Origin of the sequence: Enterobacter genomosp. S, assembly GCF_001631805.1 — a bacterium.
Taxonomy (GTDB): Bacteria; Pseudomonadota; Gammaproteobacteria; order Enterobacterales; family Enterobacteriaceae; genus Enterobacter; species Enterobacter quasihormaechei.
Genome location: NZ_LVVA01000021.1, coordinates 19007 through 38973 on the forward strand (window position 1 = coordinate 19007; position 19967 = coordinate 38973).

19 protein-coding genes are annotated in these 19967 nt (G+C 57.3%); 5 read left to right on the top strand and 14 right to left on the bottom strand.

The window, feature by feature from the left end:
* Positions 1–187: 187 nt before the first annotated feature.
* Both A3466_RS16880 and A3466_RS16885 read right to left on the bottom strand, forming a co-directional pair.
* A complete protein-coding gene (locus A3466_RS16880; RefSeq protein WP_063451551.1) occupies positions 188–529 on the bottom strand; it encodes a RamA family antibiotic efflux transcriptional regulator in 342 nt (113 codons plus the stop codon).
* Positions 530–561: 32 nt separating this feature from the next.
* Positions 562–1665 (bottom strand): RomA family MBL fold metallo-hydrolase, encoded by a 1104-nt coding sequence (locus A3466_RS16885; protein WP_063451552.1) that lies wholly within the window; start codon positions 1663–1665, stop codon positions 562–564.
* A gap of 191 nt (positions 1666–1856) precedes the next feature.
* Here A3466_RS16885 and A3466_RS16890 point away from each other — a divergent pair, with 191 nt between their 5' ends.
* From A3466_RS16890 to nfsB, 3 genes are all read left to right on the top strand, one after another.
* Entirely contained in the window at positions 1857–2447 is a 591-nt protein-coding gene (locus A3466_RS16890) for a TetR/AcrR family transcriptional regulator (RefSeq protein ID WP_063451553.1), read from the top strand.
* Positions 2437–2805 carry an MmcQ/YjbR family DNA-binding protein gene (locus A3466_RS16895; protein WP_063451554.1) on the top strand — a complete coding sequence of 123 codons (369 nt, stop codon included), beginning with the start codon at positions 2437–2439 and terminating at the stop codon, positions 2803–2805. Before A3466_RS16890 ends, A3466_RS16895 begins: the two co-directional genes overlap by 11 nt.
* Positions 2806–2925: 120 nt before the next feature.
* A complete protein-coding gene (nfsB, locus tag A3466_RS16900; RefSeq protein ID WP_063451555.1) occupies positions 2926–3579 on the top strand; it encodes an oxygen-insensitive NAD(P)H nitroreductase in 654 nt (217 codons plus the stop codon).
* Between the two features lie 27 nt (positions 3580–3606).
* Here the strand turns inward: nfsB and A3466_RS16905 are convergent, their stop codons facing one another.
* The 4 genes from A3466_RS16905 to A3466_RS16920 all read right to left on the bottom strand — a co-directional run bounded on the left by A3466_RS16905 (position 3607) and on the right by A3466_RS16920 (position 5894).
* A complete protein-coding gene (locus tag A3466_RS16905) occupies positions 3607–4209 on the bottom strand; it encodes a hypothetical protein (protein ID WP_045260722.1) in 603 nt (200 codons plus the stop codon).
* Between the two features lie 78 nt (positions 4210–4287).
* Complete coding sequence (locus A3466_RS16910; protein WP_063451556.1) at positions 4288–4575, bottom strand: helix-turn-helix domain-containing protein; 288 nt, start codon at positions 4573–4575, stop codon at positions 4288–4290.
* Positions 4556–4885, bottom strand: coding sequence for a type II toxin-antitoxin system RelE/ParE family toxin (locus tag A3466_RS16915; protein ID WP_063451557.1), 330 nt, complete (start codon positions 4883–4885; stop codon positions 4556–4558). The genes A3466_RS16910 and A3466_RS16915 overlap by 20 nt, the downstream gene beginning before the upstream one ends.
* Positions 4886–5024: 139 nt before the next feature.
* Positions 5025–5894 carry a helix-turn-helix transcriptional regulator gene (locus A3466_RS16920; RefSeq protein WP_063451558.1) on the bottom strand — a complete coding sequence of 290 codons (870 nt, stop codon included), beginning with the start codon at positions 5892–5894 and terminating at the stop codon, positions 5025–5027.
* 107 nt (positions 5895–6001) lie between these two features.
* Here A3466_RS16920 and A3466_RS16925 point away from each other — a divergent pair, with 107 nt between their 5' ends.
* Together A3466_RS16925 and A3466_RS16930 are read left to right on the top strand one after the other, a co-directional pair.
* Positions 6002–7438 (top strand): MFS transporter, encoded by a 1437-nt coding sequence (locus A3466_RS16925; RefSeq protein ID WP_063451559.1) that lies wholly within the window; start codon positions 6002–6004, stop codon positions 7436–7438.
* Positions 7439–7505: 67 nt separating this feature from the next.
* On the top strand, positions 7506–8750 hold the full coding sequence (locus A3466_RS16930) for a mechanosensitive ion channel family protein (RefSeq protein ID WP_022647326.1): 1245 nt from the start codon (positions 7506–7508) through the stop codon (positions 8748–8750).
* On the opposite strand, the gene A3466_RS16935 is transcribed toward A3466_RS16930, so the two are convergent.
* The 8 genes from A3466_RS16935 to yahO form a co-directional block, all read right to left on the bottom strand.
* Positions 8751–9722, bottom strand: coding sequence for a LacI family DNA-binding transcriptional regulator (locus tag A3466_RS16935; protein ID WP_063451560.1), 972 nt, complete (start codon positions 9720–9722; stop codon positions 8751–8753). It abuts the gene before it with no gap.
* A 75-nt stretch (positions 9723–9797) separates the two neighbouring features.
* Positions 9798–10940, bottom strand: coding sequence for a Gfo/Idh/MocA family protein (locus A3466_RS16940; protein WP_063451561.1), 1143 nt, complete (start codon positions 10938–10940; stop codon positions 9798–9800).
* A complete protein-coding gene (locus A3466_RS16945; protein WP_063451562.1) occupies positions 10933–11958 on the bottom strand; it encodes a sugar phosphate isomerase/epimerase family protein in 1026 nt (341 codons plus the stop codon). The genes A3466_RS16940 and A3466_RS16945 overlap by 8 nt, the downstream gene beginning before the upstream one ends.
* Positions 11959–11973: 15 nt before the next feature.
* Positions 11974–13209, bottom strand: a complete 1236-nt coding sequence (locus A3466_RS16950) for an MFS transporter (protein ID WP_063451563.1) — start codon at positions 13207–13209, stop codon at positions 11974–11976.
* 243 nt (positions 13210–13452) lie between these two features.
* Entirely contained in the window at positions 13453–14841 is a 1389-nt protein-coding gene (gene pheP, locus A3466_RS16955; RefSeq protein WP_063451564.1) for a phenylalanine transporter, read from the bottom strand.
* Between the two features lie 102 nt (positions 14842–14943).
* The gene (locus A3466_RS16960; RefSeq protein ID WP_063451565.1) at positions 14944–16917 is read right to left on the bottom strand and encodes a PhoX family protein; all 1974 of its coding nucleotides are present in this window, start codon (positions 16915–16917) and stop codon (positions 14944–14946) included.
* A gap of 128 nt (positions 16918–17045) precedes the next feature.
* Positions 17046–19229, bottom strand: coding sequence for a TonB-dependent receptor (locus A3466_RS16965; RefSeq protein WP_063451566.1), 2184 nt, complete (start codon positions 19227–19229; stop codon positions 17046–17048).
* A 217-nt stretch (positions 19230–19446) separates the two neighbouring features.
* Positions 19447–19722 carry a DUF1471 family periplasmic protein YahO gene (gene yahO / locus A3466_RS16970; RefSeq protein ID WP_022647318.1) on the bottom strand — a complete coding sequence of 92 codons (276 nt, stop codon included), beginning with the start codon at positions 19720–19722 and terminating at the stop codon, positions 19447–19449.
* Positions 19723–19967 lie beyond the last annotated feature (245 nt).

Consider the following 19967-nt stretch of genomic DNA (forward strand, 5'->3'; position numbering starts at 1 on the left):
ACCGCTTGTTTCCCAACGAAATTTGGCATCAACGCTAATGCAAATGGTAATAATTTGCAATATCACCTACAGCGTTTTACCGGTGATGTCAGGACGATCGCAGGTGGCGGCATGGGTTACAACGGCAGCGAGGCAATAAAAAAGCCGGGTGGCGGCTACGCTTTACCCGGCCTACATGCCGTCAAAATTAATGTGTCTGGCTGTGATTTTCTTTGCGGTACGCGCCGGGCGGCTGGTTGAAGGTGCGGGTGAAGATGCGCGTAAACGTCTGCTGCGAGTCAAAGCCGTAGCGCAGGCAGATGTCGTACACGCGTTCGTTTGATTCTCGCAGGTCGCGCGCCGCCATCAGCAGCTTGCGTTCACGGATATAGCGCCCCAGACTTTCACCTTTGTATTGCATAAACAGCCGCTGTAAATGCCACTTTGAGTAACCCGCATGGCGGGCAATCTCTTCAATACGTAACGGCTGGTGCAGGTTGTCATCGATCCATTCGACAATCGTATCAATGACCTGAGCGGAAATCGTCATACTGCTCTCCCCCTCTGATTCTCGCTTAAACATTATTCCCACCACTCGCGAAATTTTTGCGTGGAATCACTCACCCGGACAGGCTCGCCCAGCTCCGGCGTCAGCAGCCGGTAGTTTTTATCCTTACTGGCTTTCGCCAGCTGGATCAGCGGATCGTTCCAGGTATGTTTCGCCAGCACAAAACGCCCGTTATGGCCCGGTACGATCGCTTTAGCATTGAGATCTGTCGAGGCCTGCGCCGTTTCTGCCGGGTGCATATGGATGTACTTCCAGTCCTGGTCGTACTGGCCGTTTTCCATGATGGCTAAGTCAACTCCGCCAAACTGCTCGCCAATCGCTTTGAAGTGCGGGCCGTAACCGGAGTCTCCGCTGTAGTAAACCTTCCGCTCCGGGGTGACAAACATAAAGCTGCCCCACAGGGTCTGGTTACGCTTAATGCCGCGCCCGGAAAAGTGGCGTGCGGGCAGCACGTGAACCGTCAGCGCATCGCTGATGTGCACAGACTGATTCCAGTCCCGCTCGTCAATAATGTCCGGGTTCATGCCCCAGTAGCGCAGGTGTGAGCCCACGCCGAGCGGCGTGACCACGCGCTTCACCTTCGGCAGCAGCGCCCTGATGGTGGCGTAATCCAGATGGTCATAGTGATCGTGAGAGATAATCAGCAGGTCGATCTCCGGCATGCTCTTTGCGCTCCACGGGTACTCCCCCGCAAATGCTTTATTGAGGAAGGAGAACGGCGCGGCGTAGTTACCCAGAACCGGATCGATCAGGATGCGTTTTCCCGCCAGCTGCATATACCAGGAGGAGTGGCCGAGCCACACCAGCGTGTCCTGTTCAGGCGACAGGCTGGCCAGTTCGGTTTTCACCAGCGGCAGCGGCTGAGCAGGACGGGCGTTTTCGGTTTTACGGGTAAGAAACTGCCACCACGCCACCAGCATATTTTGTTGCCCGGTAAAGCCCGGCGTAGGGAGCGTGTTGTGGAATTGCCCGTCGCGATAGTGCGGGGAGGCTTCCACTTCAGAGAGCTGCGCACCCTGCGGCGGCTGACCAAATCCGGCATTCAGTACAAACGGTAAACTCGCCGCTGAAGCAATAATCATGACTAACACCACGCAGATGAATAGAGGCTTTTTCATTTCCTGACCCGCCAACGCGCCCCTTCCGATGGTTTGCGCGGGTGACACTTGATTATGAGTGAGTAAGCACTCATTATAGATAGGATGCTTACGCCGTCAAGAAGGTTTTCGATCTTTGACATTCCGCGTTGCAGCGTAACAAAGCACGTGTTTCAATCAGGGCTTTTACAATTGACGGGAGGAAAAATTTAGTGGCACGTCCGAAGAGTGAAGATAAAAAACAGGCCTTACTGGAAGCAGCAACCGCTGCATTTGCGCAGTCAGGTATTGCCGCCTCAACGGCGTTAATTGCCCGTAATGCGGGCGTCGCTGAAGGGACGCTGTTTCGCTACTTTGCTACCAAAGACGATCTGCTGAATGCCCTCTACCTCCATCTTAAGCAGGATCTTTGCCAGACAATGCTGGCGAACCTCGATCGCACCATTACCCTGCCGAAAGAGCACACCCGCAATATCTGGAACAGCTATGTGGACTGGGGTATTCGTAACCCCGTGGCGCATGCGGCTATCCGCCAGATCGGCGTCAGTGAAAAGCTGAACGCGGAAACGGAGCAGGCGGTGAAAGACATGTTCCCTGAGCTGCACGAACTGTGCCGCCGTTCGATTCGCCAGGTATTTATGTCCGACGAGTTTAAGACCTTCGGTGATGCCATGTTCTTATCGCTGGCAGAAACCACCATGGAGTTTGCTACCCGCGATCCGTCCCGTGCCGTCGATTTTAAAGCGCTGGGCTTTGAGGCGATGTGGCGCGGGCTTGCTGAGGAGGATAACGATGGACGGTAAAACCTTGCAGTCGCACGCAAAACGCGTCGCACTGGAGATGCCCTTCACCGAACATTGCTGGCCGTTTGGGCCGGAGTATGACGTGTTTAAGGTGGGCGGGAAAATTTTCATGCTGATGGCGACCGTGCGCGGTCGGCCCCACGTCAGCCTGAAGTCCGATCCGGAAACATCGCTGCTCAATCAGCAGATCTACCGTGGCGTGGAGCCCGGCTACCATCTCAACAAGAAGCACTGGATTTCCGTCTACGGCACCGACGACGTTACGCCTGAGCTGGTCACCGACCTGATTACGGACTCGTGGAACCTGGTCGTCGACAAACTGCCGAAAAAAGACCAGAAGCGGATACGGCCGACCTGATTGTTCGCCTGAGGCGAACAGTATAAGCGCTCGAATCGCACTTATCTTTTCCCGCTTCGCGCGGTAATCTGCTTTCCTTTCAAGCCCGCCTACGGGCGAATTTCATCACCAGGAGTTGTTATGGATATTATTTCTGTCGCCCTGAAACGCCACTCAACCAAGGCGTTCGACCCCGCTAAAAAACTGACCGCAGAAGAAGCGGAAAAAATCAAAACCCTGCTGCAATACAGCCCGTCCAGCACCAACTCCCAGCCGTGGCACTTTATTGTTGCCAGCACTGAAGAGGGTAAAGCGCGCGTGGCAAAATCCGCGGCGGGCGCTTATGTGTTCAACGAACGCAAAATGTTGGATGCCTCTCACGTAGTGGTGTTCTGCGCAAAAACCGCGATGGACGATGCCTGGCTTGAGCGCGTTGTCGATCAGGAAGAAGCCGATGGCCGTTTCAACACGCCGGAAGCCAAAGCCGCGAACCACAAAGGCCGCTGCTACTTTGCCGACATGCACCGCGTGGATCTGAAAGATGACGACCAGTGGATGGCGAAGCAGGTTTACCTGAACGTCGGTAACTTCCTTCTGGGCGTGGCCGCAATGGGCCTGGACGCGGTGCCGATTGAAGGCTTTGACGCGGCTATTCTTGATGAAGAGTTTGGCCTGAAAGAGAAAGGCTTCACCAGCCTGGTGGTGGTCCCGGTTGGGCATCACAGCGTGGAAGATTTCAACGCCACACTGCCGAAGTCTCGTCTGCCGCTGAGCACGATTGTGACCGAGTGCTGATTCAAACGGGCCGCTGCACGCGGCCCGTTACGTTTTACTGATGACCAGCCTGCGATGCGGATGGACATCGCGATCGCTTCCCCAGGCAAAAGCAATCCAGCGCTCTTCCAGCTCAGCGTAAGAGTTTACGGGCGTTAACGTCCATTCTTCTCCCACCGTACCGTCTGCCACGCTAATGCGATAGTTCATGGTGAACGCCCAGTCGATCATGCGCAGCCAGAACCGTTGCCCGTCCCCCGTTTGCTCGCTGTCGGAGACTACGATGTCGTATTCGCTAAGCACCCACTGGAAAAATAATTGCGGTAATCCGCTTATTACGCGCTGGTGGACGGCGCGCGGGGTGCGCCATACCATCACCTGCGTGGCGGCACCGTGGGGAAAGGTAATTTCTTTATGAAATGTAAGCTTCACGGCATACGCCGTATAAGGCTTACCGTCATCGGTAGTCACGAGACGATATTCATCACCATAACGCGATTTTAAAAGCCGGTATCCGACAGGTAGCAAGAACCCCGGCAGATGAAAATCCGCAGTACCCCGCGCCAGAAATGCTTCGGTATGTTCGACGTTTCGGGAGATAAGCCCGAGTTTTTGGCTGAACTCTGCGGAATCAATCATCAGTGGCGACATTCGTTGTTTCTCATCGCATAAGTATAGTCAACTTAACTTCCAATAGAAATCGCGTAAATTCAGCAAGTTGATTAAGCGTCAATAAAGCGTAATCTGCGGATGCTTTACCCCACACACCAGCGCATAACGCGTTAATGTATCGAGACTCGCCCTGGTAATATTCGCTTCCATTCTTGATACCGTTGGTGCGCTGACGCCCATCCGCTCCGCCACCTGGGCGCGCGTCAGGCCAGCATGATTGCGCCATTGCGCCAGCATCTCCCGCAGACGCTCCTTGCGCTCTTCTGCATCAAAGGAAGCGTGAACCTCTGAATCGCTTAACAGTTCAGCCCTGAGTTCATCCCAGTCAATAATCTTCTTGCTCATCCAACATCTCCTGTTGTCGCTTCAGTGCCAGACAAAGTTCAGCAGAGGGCGTTTTTTGCGTCTTCTTAACAAACACGCGCAAAAGAAAAATCGTCTTTTCCCGCTGGTAAACATAGATACCTCGGGTATGGATCAGCCCAACGGTCCTTATTTCAAACAGGCCATGCGGCAATGGTTTGCTGTCAGGTTCCTGAAGAGCCGTCGGGTTTAAACGCAATTTATCAAGCTGGCGAATCAGCTTCGCCTTCACCCCAGCAGGCAGTAAGAGAATATCTTCTCTTACCGCCTCATGAACGATATGTCTGAACACGATATTTCATCCCTGATGATATTAGCATATAAGGCAATTTGCATTAAAGGCTAATTTAGCTTTTCGTGTCCCACCTTACCCATTTTTAACAGGAAGAACCGGATCCGCTTTGATTCCCTGAAAGCGCCTCGCAAAAAACTTAATTCCCCTGCCCGGCAAGCCACGCCATCGCCCGCTCTCCCGCCTCGTCTACCGGGAGATACACCAGCAACCGCGATCCGTTTCGCGGCGCGGAGTACCAGTACATCTGCTGGAGATGGAAATCCCCCAGTTCTGGATGGGTAAACAGCTTGAGCTGATTCTCCACGCCGCGCACGTCGTTGCGCTGGTGCCACAGGGTTTTGAACTCCTCGGAAACCGCAAAAAAACGCGCCAGCTTCGCTTCCCAGAGCGGGTCGCCCCGGTGTTCGGCCATTGCCGCGCGGAAGTAGGAGACGAAAATCGGCAGCACGTCGTCACGTTTGCCAAGCCGCGCGCGCCACGCCGGATGGGTGAGGAAGAGATAAATACAGTTGCGATCTTCCGGCGGTATGGCGTTGAAATCGACGCCCATGAGATGCCCGAAGCTGTCGTTCCAGGCCACGATATCGAAATTCGGTTTCTGAATGCTGGCGGGTTTTGGCATCAGCGTATCCAGCAGGCGGCGCGTGCCTTCGCTGATCCCCTCGCAGCAGACCGCCTGCGGGGCTTCACCCGGCGGCAAACCGGCGAGCACAAAAAGATGTCGGGCTTCGGTTGGGGTGCATTGCAGCGCTTTTGCGATGGCGGCCATCACCGCGCTGGACGGGTTGACGTCCCTGCCCTGTTCCAGCCAGGTGTACCAGGTGACGCCGACGTCCGCGAGCATCGCCACCTCCTCGCGGCGCAGGCCCGGCGTGCGGCGGCGGCCGCTGCGCGGTAAGCCGAGGCGCTGCGGGTCGAGGCTTTCACGCCGGGCACGTAAAAAGGCGCCCAGCTGCTTGCGGGTGTCATCCTGGAGAGAGGTGACAGGTTCAGACATCAGCGCCATAAAATCTCCTGCATGGTAGTGCCAGTACCAGTATAAGCAAGAACTGGTACCCGTTTATCAGATGGTTGATGCTACGACTCTACGCTGTTTGACGCAATGGAGTCACCATGAATACGTCAGTTGTTTCACCGGGTCGTGCGGGCCTGATACTGCTGTTAACCGGCCAGATGCTGCCGCTGATTGATACCTCAATCACTAACGTGGCGCTGGATTCCATCACCCAGTCGTTACACGCCACTGCTACCGAACTGGAGCTGATTGTCGCCCTCTACGGCGTGGCCTTCGCCGTCTGCCTGGCCCCCGGCAGTAAGCTGGGCGATAACCTTGGCCGCCGTCGTCTGTTTATGTGGGGCGTGGCAAGTTTTGGCCTGGCCTCGCTGCTGTGCGGCATGGCGGGCAATATTGAACAGCTGCTTGCCGCGCGCATTATTCAGGGCGCGGGCGCCGCGCTTATCATGCCGCAAATACTTGCGACGCTGCACGTCACGTTAAAAGGGACGGCTCACGCCAAAGCGATCAGCCTGTTCGGGGGTATCGGCGGGATTGCGTTTATCGTCGGCCAGATGGGTGGCGGCTGGCTGGTGTCGGCGGACATTGCCGGGCTGGGCTGGCGCAACGCCTTCTTTATCAACGTGCCAATATGTCTGGTGGTGCTAACGTTAAGCCGTCGCTACGTGCCGGAAACCCGCCGCGATACGCCGTCGCGCATTGACTGGACCGGAACCGTCCTGCTGACGGCGATACTGTGCTGTCTGCTGTTCCCGATGGCGCTCGGCCCGCAGTGGCACTGGTCCTGGCCGCTGAAGGCCGCGCTGATGGCGATTGTGCCGCTGGCCGGGTTAATGGTGCTGAACGCGCGCAAAAAAGAGCGCGAGGATGCCCATCCGCTGATTGCGCCGCGCCTGTTGCAACTGCGCAGCATACGCTTTGGCGTGCTGATTGGGATGCTCTTTTTCAGCGTCTGGTCCGGATTTATGTTCTGCATGGCGCTGACCATGCAAAGCGGTCTGGGGATGGCGCCATGGCAGTCCGGGAACAGCTTTATCGCGCTCGGTGTGACCTATTTTATCTCTGCCTGGTTCGCCCCACGCCTGATTGCCCGCTACAGCACCAGCGCGATCCTGCTGACCGGGCTTGCGATTCAGCTTGTCGGCCTGGTGGCGCTGATCGCCACGTTCCGCCACTGGGGAATGCACAATACCGCGCTGACGCTGGCCCCGGCTACCGGGCTGGTGGGTTACGGGCAGGCGCTGATTGTGAACAGCTTCTACCGCATCGGGATGCGCGATATCCAGCCTGACGACGCGGGGGCCGCAAGCGCGATTTTAAGCACCCTGCAACAAGCTGCGCTGGGGCTTGGCCCGGCCATTTTTGGCGCAATTTTGCTGCACGGGCTGCACACTCATCACGGCGATTACACCCAGGCGGTCAACGTCTTTCTGATGGTGGAAACGGTCATGATGGTGGTGCTGGCGCTGGCCACGCTGCGCATGCGCTATCGCCTGAGTTTACCGATCGTCAAGGCCTGCCCGACGACAAAATAAAACAGCCGGAATTTGCATAATAGATCCGCAGCCGCCATTATGGGGCTGCATCAATACAGGAGACGTTATGCAGGAATTAATTGCTCAGGTTGAAGAGTTAGGGATTGAAATTAATCACACCACCTCTTTAGTGATTATCTTTGGTATTATTTTTCTTACCGCCATCATTGTTCATTTTATTCTGCACAAAGTGGTGCTGCGCGCCTTCGAGAAACGCGCGCAGGCCAGCAGCCATTTATGGTTGCAGATCATTACTCAGAACAAGTTATTTCACCGCCTGGCGTTTACCCTTCAGGGGATAATCGTCAACGTTCAGGCGGTACTGTGGCTGCAAAAAGGCAGCGAAGCAGCGGAAATGCTCACCACCTGCGCAAAGCTGTGGGTGATGGTATATGCCCTGCTCTCTTTCTTCTCGCTGCTGGACGTGATTTTTAATCTGTCACAGAAAATGGCCACCGCGTCGCAGCTGCCGCTGAAGGGGATATTCCAGGGCATCAAGCTGGTGAGCGCCATTCTGGTGGGGATCTTAATTATCTCCCTGCTGATCGGCCAGTCTCCCGCCATTCTGATAAGCGGCCTGGGTGCGATGGCTGCCGTTCTGATGCTGGTATTCAAAGATCCGATTCTGGGCTTAGTGGCCGGCATTCAGCTCTCCGCCAACGACATGCTCAAGCTTGGTGACTGGCTGGAAATGCCGAAATACGGCGCCAACGGCACGGTGACGGATATCGGCCTGACCACCGTTAAGGTGCGCAACTTCGACAACACCATTACCACCATCCCGACCTGGGCGCTGGTCTCTGACGCGTTCATCAACTGGAGCGGCATGTCCGCCTCCGGCGGCCGCCGCATTAAGCGCAGCCTGAATATCGACACCACCAGCATTCATTTTCTCGACGAGCAGGAGCAGCAGAAGCTGATTCAGGCGAAACTGCTGAAGCCCTATCTGGCCGCGCGCCATGAGGAAATTAACCTGTGGAATCAGCAAAACGGGGAAGGAGAATCGGTATTAAACCTGCGCAAGATGACCAATATTGGCACCTTCCGTGCCTACCTGAATGAATATTTGCGTAACCATCCGCGTATTCGTAAAGATATGACGCTGATGGTGCGCCAGCTGGCGCCGGATGCCAACGGGCTGCCGATTGAAATATATGCCTTTACCAATACGGTAATCTGGGCGGAATACGAAGATATTCAGGCCGATATCTTCGACCATATTTTCGCGGTAGTGGATGAGTTTGGCCTGCGTATTCATCAGTCACCCACCGGGAACGATATTCGCTCCCTGGCAGGGGTTATTGCCAGATAATCAGGCGCTGGCGCGGGAAATAAAGCGCCAGCCCATCATCACCCTTTCCGTGGGCGCATCCGGGTTGTCGATTTTGTTTAAGAGCAGATTGACCGCCTTGCGCCCGATATCCCGCGACGGCTGTTCGATGGTGGTAAGTGAAATCATGTCCGCCAGCTCCGTACCGTCAAAGCCGACCACGGCAATATCCTCCGGCACCCGCAGACCTGCCTGCTGAATGGCGCGCAACGCCCCCGCCGCCAGCGTATCGGAAACGGCAAATACCGCGTCCGGCGGATTATCTTTTAACAGGTTTTGCATCGCCGCCATGCCCGCTCTGGAGCTGAGCTCACTGGCGTACTCCACCGCCTGATAGTCCAGACCCCGCAGGTGGATCACGCTCTTATAGCCGCGCTCGCGCAGGCGGGCATATTTGTAGCTGAGGTCGTGGTTGATCAGCGCAATGCGTTTGCGTCCCCCGTCGGCCAGCTGGCTGACAACGTGCTGGGAGGCATCGACATCGTTTATCCCCACGCAGGAAACCGCGCCCGCATCCGCGTATTCGGCGCACTGCACCCACGGCGCAGAACCAATCAGCGCCGCCAGTTCCGGCAGTTTTGAAAATGCATCCATGGTAATGATGCCGTCGACGATTTTGCCCGACAGCAGGCTTAAGCCCGAGCGGGAGCGCTCAATGTCCGAGCCGGAGTTGCAGAGCAGAATGCGATAGCCGTTCTTTTCCGCCTCCGCTTCGATGCCCTTCACCACTTCGGCGCAGAACGGATTAGCGATGTTCGAGACCATCACCAGGATCATATAGCTGCGGGCGGTGCGCAGCTGACGCGCCAGCAGATTGGGCTGGTAGTTACTCTCCTGGATCGCCTGCAAAACGCGCTCGCGGTTTTTCGCCTTCACGGTATCGCTGTTGTTCAGCACGCGGGAGACCGTTGCCACGGAAACCCCGGCCAGCTGGGCGATTTTCTGAATTGACATAGCGACGATACATCCTGCGGTTAGCGTTTTGTGCAGGCTATCATAAATTCGTTGCCCGGCGAACCGGGCAGTGCGTCAGCGTTCAAGGCGCACCCAGCGCTGCTGCTGATGACTTTTCACAATAGCATCAATGATATACATCACGTTTGCGCCATCGTGGAAGGTGGCAAACTGCGCCGCCTCAGGCATTACACCGGCCTGCACGGCACGGTAAAACTGCGCCATCATATTCTTAAAAGCATCCGGCCAGCCTTCAATGTGCCCGCCCGGGAAGTGGGCGCTGTCGGCCACGTCACGGTTCATCAGGCCCGGATCGTCGGTGAGCGTCTGGTTTGCCCGATCGCGATGGCCGATCCACAGCTGCTGCGGGATCTCCTGATCCCATGCCACCGACCGCTCGCTGCCGTTGATTTCAAAGGTCAGACGGTTTTTTCGCCCGGCGCTTACCTGCGAGACGCTAAAGTTGCCTTTGCTGCCGTCGTCAAAGCGGAACAACACCGAGCCGAAGTCTTCGGTCGTGACCGGTTTGTCTTCATACTCCGCCTGTTCGTCATGGGAGAAGGTTTGATTCCCGCCCTTGCTGGCCCTGCGCGTCGACCAGACGATGGATAAATCAGCCATCACTTCGGTAATGCGCCTGCCGGTCACATACTGCACCGTATCGCACCAGTGGGAGCCGATATCCGCCACCGCCCGCGATGCGCCGCCGAGCACGGCATCCACCCGCCAGTTGTAGTCGGTTTCCAGCAGCATCCAGTCCTGGAGGTAGCTGCCGTGTGAGGCAAAAATCCGCCCGAGGCTGCCCGCGCGCAACATGCTCGCCGCCTGACGCACCATCGCAAACTGGCGATAGACGAAGCTCACGCCGTGCACCACGCCCGCCTGCTCCGCCAGCGCCACCAGCTCGCGCGCCTCCTCAGGCGTCATGCAGAGCGGCTTTTCGGAAAACACGTGCTTCCCCGCGCGCAGGATCTGGCGGTTAATCTGTGCATGCAGGTGGTTCGGCGTGCAGTTGTGCACCACGTGCAAATCAGGGTGCGCGAGCAGCTCCTCAACGCTGCCGTACGCGTGCGGTACGTTTAGCAGGCGCGCCTTTTCCTGCGCCTTAACGAGCGAGCCGTCGCACAGCGCGACCACCTGGACAAAACCGAGGCGCCTGAGCGCCTCGATATGTGCCGGGCCAATAAACCCGCTGCCGACGATCCCGACGTTAATCATGGCTGCCCCCTGCGGCGAAATCGTCAAACGCCCGTCCGGAAACGGGAATGATATGCCGGCGGATAAATTCGCTGCCTTCACTGGCCCCGGTATCGCCATCCTTCAGGCAGCACTCCCACTCCAGCACCGCCCAGCCGTCGTAGTCGTACTGGGTCAGCTTGCTGAAAATGCCTTTGAAGTCGATCTGCCCGTCGCCGGGCGAGCGGAAGCGTCCGGCGCGGTTGATCCACGGCTGGTAGCCGCCGTACATGCCGCTGCGCCCGCTGGGGCGGAACTCGGCATCCTTCACGTGGAACGCCTTGATGCGCGCATGGAAGATGTCGATAAAGGCCAGATAGTCCATCTGCTGGAGCAGCATATGGCTTGGATCGTAGAGAATGTTGCAGCGCGGATGGTTGTCTACCAGTGCCAGAAAACGCTCGAAGGTGACGCCGTCGTGCAGATCTTCCCCCGGATGCAGCTCAAAACAGACGTCCACGCCCTGCTCGTCGAAGACATCGAGAATTGACCGCCAGCGATCCGCCAGCGCCTGGAACGCCTCCTGAAAACGCTGCTCGTTGTGCGGCGGCCACGGATAGAAAAACGGCCACGCCAGCGAGCCGGAGAAGGTGGCGTGCGCCTTCAGGCCTAATCTTGCCGAGGCGACCGCTGCCTGCTTCAGTTTTTCGGTTGCCCACGCCCGGCGCGCCGCCTCGTTACCGCGCACGGCGGCGGGTGCGAAGTGGTCAAACGCCTCGCTGTAAACCGGGTTCACCGCCACAAGCTGCCCTTCCAGATGGGTCGACAGCTCGCTGATAACCAGCCCGTGTGCAGCCAGCTTAGCGGCGATGTCGTCGCAGTAGGCCTGGCTCTCTGCGGCTTTCTCCACGTCAAAGATGTGCGGATGGTTGCAGGGGATCTGCACTGCCTTATAACCTTTACCTGCCGCCCATTCAGCCAGCCCGTCGAGCGAATTAAACGGCGCTTCTGCGCCAATAAACTGCGACAGAAAAATGCCGGGTCCTTTCATCGTCCTCATACCACCTCCTGAACGTTACGCCTTGTCATCGTCATACTTAAACGTGAGAAGGAAAATCAGCGCGATCGCCGCGGCCGCTACCGCCGGGATCCACCAGAATGTCACCCACGCCTGCGGCACGGTCTGCCCTGCCACCAGGCGGTTATAGAGCGCGCCGGAAATCTGCGAGCCGAGCAGCATGCCGATGCCGTAGGTGAACATCACGATCATGCTCTGGGCCTGGCCTTTCACCTTTTCGCCCGCCACCCGGTCGGTGTAGATAAAGCCGACGACAAAGAAGAAATCGTAGCAGACGCCGTGGAGCAGAATGCCGAGATACAGCAGAATGCGCCCTTCCTCGCTGACGCCCAGCGCGAACATGGCGTAGCGCACGAACCACGCCAGCATGCCGATCAGCAGCATGACCTTCACCCCCAGGCGGCGGAACAGCAGCGGAATGACCAGCATGAAGACGATCTCGGACATCTGCCCGAAGGACATGGCAGTGCTGACGTCGGCAATTCCTGCATCCGCCAGATACGAGGCGGTGTAGGCGTAATAGGTGCCGAGCGGGACGGAGATCAGCATCGCGCAGACGGAGAAGACGAAGAAGTGGCGGGTTTTAAGCAGCGCAAACGCATCCGCGCAGAAGAGATCCCGCACCTGCACCGGCAGGCCTTTCGCCGGGGCTGGCGTGTGCGGCAGCGTCAGGCTGTATAGAGCCAGCAGCACGGAGCTGACTGCCGCCACCTGGAAGATGGTGACGCTGGACGCCACGCCGGTGACGCCGATGAAAATGCCCGCCACGATCCAGCCGATAGTGCCGAACACGCGCACCACCGGGAAGGTTTTATCCACGTTTGCCAGGCTATGAAACGCGATGTTGTTGGTCAGCGCCAGCGTCGGCATGTAGCAGAGCGTGTAGCCAAACAGCAGGCCAATCAGCAGCGCGCCGTTCCCGGCAATCAGCGCTCCCGGCACGAACCAGAGGATCGCCGCGCCCACGAGGTGCATCACCGCCATCACCTTCTGCGAGGCGAAGAAGCGGTCCACCAGCATCCCGAGCACGAACGGCGAGAGAATGGAGGCGATGGGCCCGGCGGAGAACGCATCGCCAATCAGCAGAGACATGTTGTGCTGGGTCATCACCAGACCAAGCGTGACCGACCAGCTACCCCAGATAAAAAATTGCAGAAACATCATCAGCGACAGCCGCGGCACCAGCAGCCGGTGCTGTGTTATCGCCTTTTCACTACCGTCAGTTGACACCATGATAAGCCTCACCCGGAAAAAGTAATCGATTACAAAACAACTCAAATGAAAAGTAATCGATTACAAAATAAAGATCCTGTGGATCGTAGAAGATTTGGGAGGGGGGTCACGATAAAGATGAAGCAGTGTTTGTAGGCCCGGTAAGCGCAGCGCCACCGGGCGTGAAGGCAGGTGCGGTCTGGTTTGGTGCGGTCTGTTGCCCTCACCCCGGCCCTCTCCCACAGGGAGAGGGAGAAAAACGGGTTACTTTTTGCGTGAGAGCTTAAACGCGATAAACAGGAACACCACCCATACCGGCAGCAGCATTGCTGAAAGTCGCATCTCATCCATGGTGCACATCAGCACCAAAATCAACGCCAGGAACGCGATACAAAGGTAGTTCCCCGCCGGATAAAGCAGCGCTTTGAACTGCGTCTCGCGTCCCTTACGGCGCATCGCCGCGCGGAAACGCAGGTGCGCGAGGCAAATCATGATCCAGTTCAGTAGCAGCGTCGCCACAACCAGCGCCATCAGCAGGCCAAAGGCCTGTTTCGGCAGCAGGTAGTTGATCAGTACCACCAGCGAGGTGATAGCGCCGGAAAGGAACAGCGAATTGACCGGCACGCCGCGACGGCTGACGCGGGTAAGAAATTTTGGTGCGTTGCCCTGTACGGAGAGGCCAAACAGCATACGGCTGTTGGAGTAGACCCCGCTGTTGTACACCGACAAAGAGGCCACCAGAATGACGAAGTTCAGCGCCGAAGCCACCACGTTGCTGTTCAGATCGTGGAAAATCATCACGAACGGACTGCTGTCGGATTTCACTTCCACCCACGGATAGAGCGCCAGCAGCACCACCAGCGAGCCGATGTAGAACAGCAGAATACGGTACACCACCTGGTTGACCGCTTTCGGTATGCTTTTGTGAGGGTCGCGCGCTTCAGCAGCGGTGATGCCAATCAGCTCCAGACCGCCGAAGGAGAACATAATGACCGCCAGCGAAAGGATAAGCCCTTTCCAGCCGGTCGCCAGGAAGCCGCCGTGCTGCCATAGGTTGTCGATAGTGGCTCGCTCGCCGCCGTGGCCGGAGAACAGCAGCCACAGGCCAAAGCCGATCATGCCGATAATCGCCAGCACCTTAATCAGCGCAAACCAGAACTCGGTCTCACCATACAGGCGCACGTTCACAAGGTTAACGGCGTTAATGATGATGAAGAAGGCCGCCGCCCAGATCCACGTGGGCACGTCCGGCAGCCAGTACTGCATGTAGATGCCGGCGGCGGTCAGCTCTGCCATGCCCACCAGCACAAACATCACCCAGTAGTTCCAGCCGGAGAGGAAGCCAGCGAACGGGCCCCAGTATTTATAGGCAAAGTGCGCGAAGGAGCCTGACACCGGCTCTTCAACGACCATCTCGCCGAGCTGGCGCATGATCAGGAAGGCGATGATGCCGGCGATGCCGTAACCCAGCAGAACCGCGGGGCCGGCCATCTGAATGGCGGGGCCGATGCCGAGAAACAGCCCGGTACCAATTGCGCCGCCGAGGGCAATTAACTGAATATGTCGATTTTGCAAACCACGTTGCAGCGTCGGATTCTGATCCGACGAAGCTTCAGCGCTACCATGGCCTGAAGCGGATGACGCGTCTTTCACGCCCTACCCCTGTCTCTTTTTTAGAAGGGGCACGTTTTAACACTTCATGCTGGTGGTAGCAAGCTTAACGCCGGGCCAGCGCATGCGCCCGGCGCGTAAACATCACGAGCCGATGATCCCGCCGTCCGCTTTCACGATCACCACCGTGGACGATCGCGGGCGTCCGTTCGGGCTGGCGTCCGGCCAGTCAGAGACGGCGCGAGGATTGGCCGGATCGGTAATATCATCCCCGCCCTCCCCCGGATGCTGAATGTTGATAAACAGCGTGCGGTTGTCCGGCGTAAACGCAATGCCGGTGATCTCACACCCGCGCGGCCCGGTCAGGAAACGGCGATACTCGTTGGTGCCCGGAATGGTCGCCACCATCTGGTTATTGCCCATCCCCTCGTACGCTTTCTTATTAATGGTGCTGGAGGAGACGTCGGTCTGGATCCACAGCACGCCCTGGTGATCAAACGACAGGCCGTCGGGGCTGCCGAATGCCGCGCCCTGCATGGAGCCTTTGGCCTTCGGATCGTCGCCGTCGGTGCGTCCGGCCATGACCAGAATATCCCACTTAAAGCGCGCGGCAGCAGGATCGGCCCCGTCTTCATGCCAGTGCATGATATGCCCAAACACGTTGTTGGCGCGCGGGTTGGCGGCATCCACCGGTGCTTTCCCCTCTTTCCCGCGATCGCTGTTGTTGGTGAGCGTACAGTAGACGCTGCCGCTGGCGTGCGGATCGACGGCGATCCATTCGGGGCGATCCATTTTGGTCGCCCCCACCGCGTCGGCCGCCAGCCGAGTTTTAATCAGCAGATCGCCCTGGCTTTCAAACCCTTTACTCTTATCCAGGCCATTTTGCCCGAAGATCAGCGGCAGCCAGTCGCCGCTACCGTCCTCGTTGAACCTGGCGACGTACAGCGTGCCGGACGTCAGCAGCTGCATACTAGCTTCCCGGTTCGCGGGATCGTATTTTTTGTCCGAGACAAACTTATAGATGTACTCGAACTTCTGATCGTCCCCCATATAGACCACTACGCGATTATCGGCGGCGAGCGTGACGGCAGCCCCCTCATGCTTGAAGCGACCGAGCGCGGTATGCTTGCGTGGCGTAGAGGTCGGGTCGTAAGGATCGATCTCCACGACCCAGCCGAATCGGTTAGGTTCGTTAGGGGTTTTATCGACGCTGAACCGGTCATCCACTTCGTTCCAGCGGTAGGACTCATCGCTGTCGCTGATGCCGTAGCGTTTTTCCAGCGGATTGAGATCGGCTTTTTTCACAAAAATATCCGACCAGTTCTCCTCGCAGGTGAGGTAGGTGCCCCACGGCGTATGGCCGTTAGCGCAGTTTTGCATGGTGCCCAGCACGCGCTCCCCCTGCGGGTCGGCGGCGGTTTTCATTAGGTCCTGATGCCGCGCCGGACCGGTAAGCTGCATAGGCGTATTGACGGTAATACGGCGCGCGAACGAAGACGGACGAACCACCTCCCAGCCGCTGCCCGCTTTTTTCACTTCCACCACCGACACGCCCATCGCGTTCTGCCCCTTGCGGGCCTTGTCGAGGCTCCAGTTCGCCGTACCGTCGGTAAACAGCATCCCGTTGTCGATGTATTCATGGTTCATCGCCAGCAGGCCATGCTCCGGGCTTTGCCCCCCCTGCGGCAGGCTAAACCACGCCATGCCGTCGTGATGCATGCCCGCCTGCGCGGCCTGTTCGTCCGTGGTATTGCTGGCATCCGGCTTAAAGGCCGGCATGTTGTCTTTGAGACCCGTCGGATCGCCCCAGCGATAGAACGGGCGGGCAATATAGCCTTCCGGCACCCTGACCGTATCTTCGGTGGAAACAGAGATGCTGGTAAACCCAAGCGACACCGCTTTTGCCAGCGCGGACGGTTTTGAGACCGCGGCAATGGCGTTCTCAGGTTTGATCAGAAACGGGAATGATACGGCGGCCCCCGCAACGGCCCCCATCTGGAGAAAACGTCGGCGGGAGAGGAACATCTTCGCAACCTCGGAGAATACCGGGTTAGCGCTGCGGTTACTGATATCGTCTTGATGTTCTTTTTTGAAAACGGATTTGAGGGGTCTGCCCATAGCGGCTTCCTGTCATTGGCCAAGAGGTAAAAGAGTTGGCGACCAGTGTAAGAAGCTTTTGTTACAATTTTATAACACGATAACGAGGGGATTGGGGCGTCCCTGCCCCGGATAACGAGGTGGAACGCTTAGAACTCGTAGCCCACCGAGACCTTAAAGGTTCGCGGCTCGCCCTGAGTGATGTAGGTACCGGAATCGTCCACGCTTGACCAGTAGTTTTCGTTGGTCACGTTGTCGATGCCTGCGCGCACCGTCATCTGGTTTTCATTGTGGTTTACCGCGAAGCGATAGCGCATGCCCAGATCCAGCGTGGTGTAGCTGTCTAGCTTTTTGCTGTTCGCGAGATCGGCATACTGCGTGCCAGAGTGGTTAACGCGCGCGGTGGCCGTCAGCCCCTCAATCGGCCTGATATCGTACTCCGCGCCCAGCACGGCGTAGAAGTTCGGAATACCGATCGCATCGTTCCCCTGATTCACGCCGTTTTTGGTTTTGGTCAGCTCGGCCTGAAGCCAGGTGGCGCTGGCATTCAGACGCATCCCCAACATGGGCTCGCCGAAGACGTTTAGCTCCACGCCACGGTTGCGCTGTTCAGCGTCCAGGCCATAGTGTCCGCTGTCGTCGAGGATCGCCGACGGCATTTTGATTTCAAACAGCGCCAGGGAGCCGCCCACGCGGCCAAAGTCTGCCTTCACGCCCACTTCATTCTGCTTAGAGTGAACGATACCGGTGCTCTGGCCGTAGTTGGTGGCGGTGTTAGGTGCAGTTTCTCCGGGCTGTAACGCTTCGGTATGGTTAGCGTAAAGGGAGATTTCCTCCCACGGTTTGTAGACCACGCCGTAGGTTGGCATCCAGCGGCTGCCGTCAAAACCGTCCGCGTCGTTCTCTGCGCCGGTGATTTTGTTGTACCCGCGAACGACCACTTTCTGATGGCGCGCGCCTGCGGTGAACAGCAGCTTGTCATCCAGCACGCCCAGGGTATCGCTCAGCAGCCAGCCCTGGGTGCGGGTGCGCCCGCTGGTCAGCGGATCGCTGTATTTACCGCCGGAGCCGTTGAAGTTGGTGCTGTCCGGCATCGCGACGCCGGTGTTGTGGTAGATGTTGGTGGTCGGGTTATCCGCCGTCGCCGACATTTTCCAGGCGATTTTTTCGTTTTTGGTCATCGCGGAGTACCCCACGTTGACCTTGTGCGATACGAAGCCGGTAGTGAAGTTACCGCGAATGCCCGCCATCCCGCTGACGGAATCGCTGATGCGGTTGGTGTCGAGACGGCTGACCGTTGCGTTACCGCTCTTGTCCACCAGCTTCGGCGCGCTGTAGATCCCTTCTTCGTGCGCGTGCTGCGCACCGAGGCCGGTATAGGCCGTCCAGCTGTCGGTGATGTCATACTCGCTGCGCCACATCCCGAACTCGTTTTCGATATCGCTGTAGGCCCACTTCTGCGAGAAGTTGCGATCGTTTTTCGGCGGTTCAGGCACGAAGTCCACCGCTGAGATGTTGACGCTGGTCGGGCTGCCGTGGAAGGTTTTCTTCTGATAGCCCAGATCCAGCGAGGTGCGGAAGCGGTCGCCTTTGTAGTCCAGGCCGGTGGAGAGCAGCGTGGTGCGGCGGCGGTCGTTCGGTACGCCGGTTTCGCCTTCACGATGCACGAGGTTCACGCGCGCGCCGAACTGGTCGTTATCGCCAAAGCGACGCCCCGCATCCAGCGTGGTGCCAATCTGGGAATCCGAGGTGTAGTCCACGCCCACTTTCGCCTGCGGTGTTTCCCCGGCATGCTTTGGCTCAAGGTTAATCATCCCCCCCACGCCCGAGCTTGCCGCGCCGTTCATCAGGGCGTTTGCCCCTTTGAAGATCTCAATGCGGTCGACCATCTGGGCATCCACCACCTGACGCGGCAGCACGCCGGAGAGGCCACCGAAGGTCATGTCGTCGCCGTCAAACTTCAGGCCGCGAATACGGAAGGTTTCCGCACTGTTGCCGTAACCCTGCACAAACTGCACGCCCGCGTCGTTTGCGACTACGTCAGCAATGGTTTTTGCCTGCTGATCTTCCACCAGCTTCGAGGTGTAGCTGATGATGTTGAACGGCACGTCCATGGCGTTCTGCTGACCGAGCATCCCCATCCGTCCGCCATTGGCCACCTGCCCGTCAAGGAAGGCGGGCACCAGCTGATCACCGCCGGGTTTAAAATCACTCCCTGCGGTGGACTGGACAACGATGGTGTCTTCTTTTTTTTCATCCGCCGCAAAGGCGGAGTGGGTAACCGCGCCAATGGCAATCGCCAGCAGCGTTTTGTGCATTGTGGAGTTGTTCATAGTTAACTCGTTTAACGTGCGCGCAAAAATGACCCGTTGTCGGGCCTTAGAATTTATTGAGAGAAATGCAAATGAGAACTATACGTATTATCCATGCGTTATCAAGCGTAAACGCACATTCCGTTCTGTGTAAACGGTGAAAGTAAGACGGGTAGGTATGCAGGCGGGGAAAGCTTGACGCACAGCCACCCCGCGTACGGGGGTGGCTGCTCAGGTATTATTTTTTCTTGTAGATATCGGCGGTGCCGTGAATTTTGTTGTTGGTGTTACCGGAGGTCAGCACCAGCACATCAGCGCCTTCTTTATCGGCTTTCTCGACCAGCTCTTTTTTCGCATCATCGACAGAGACTTCGTTAGCGGTGCTCACGGTACCGATTTTTTCGTACTGCGATTCAACTTTTTCGAATTCGTTTTTTGTCATCATTTCAGCCGCAAAGGCATTGGTGGTAAACAGAAACGCGGTGCCCAACAAAATAGCAGTCGTTTTTTTCATAACCTTTTTCCTTGAGATTAATGAGCAACTACGAAAAGGCCCCACGCGAAACGGTGAGGTGTTATGAGCATGGTAGAGGATTGGCGAAAATGCCATAGCGTAAGAAAAATACTGTTATAACAGTCAATTATGCTGTCAAAAATGTGAATTAACGCTTTTTTTGGGATTGTTGTCCCAAATATGTTCAACAGCGGAAATCAGGAGAATGTGAAGGAGGCTTAAGTGTATGATATTTAATGGCACGC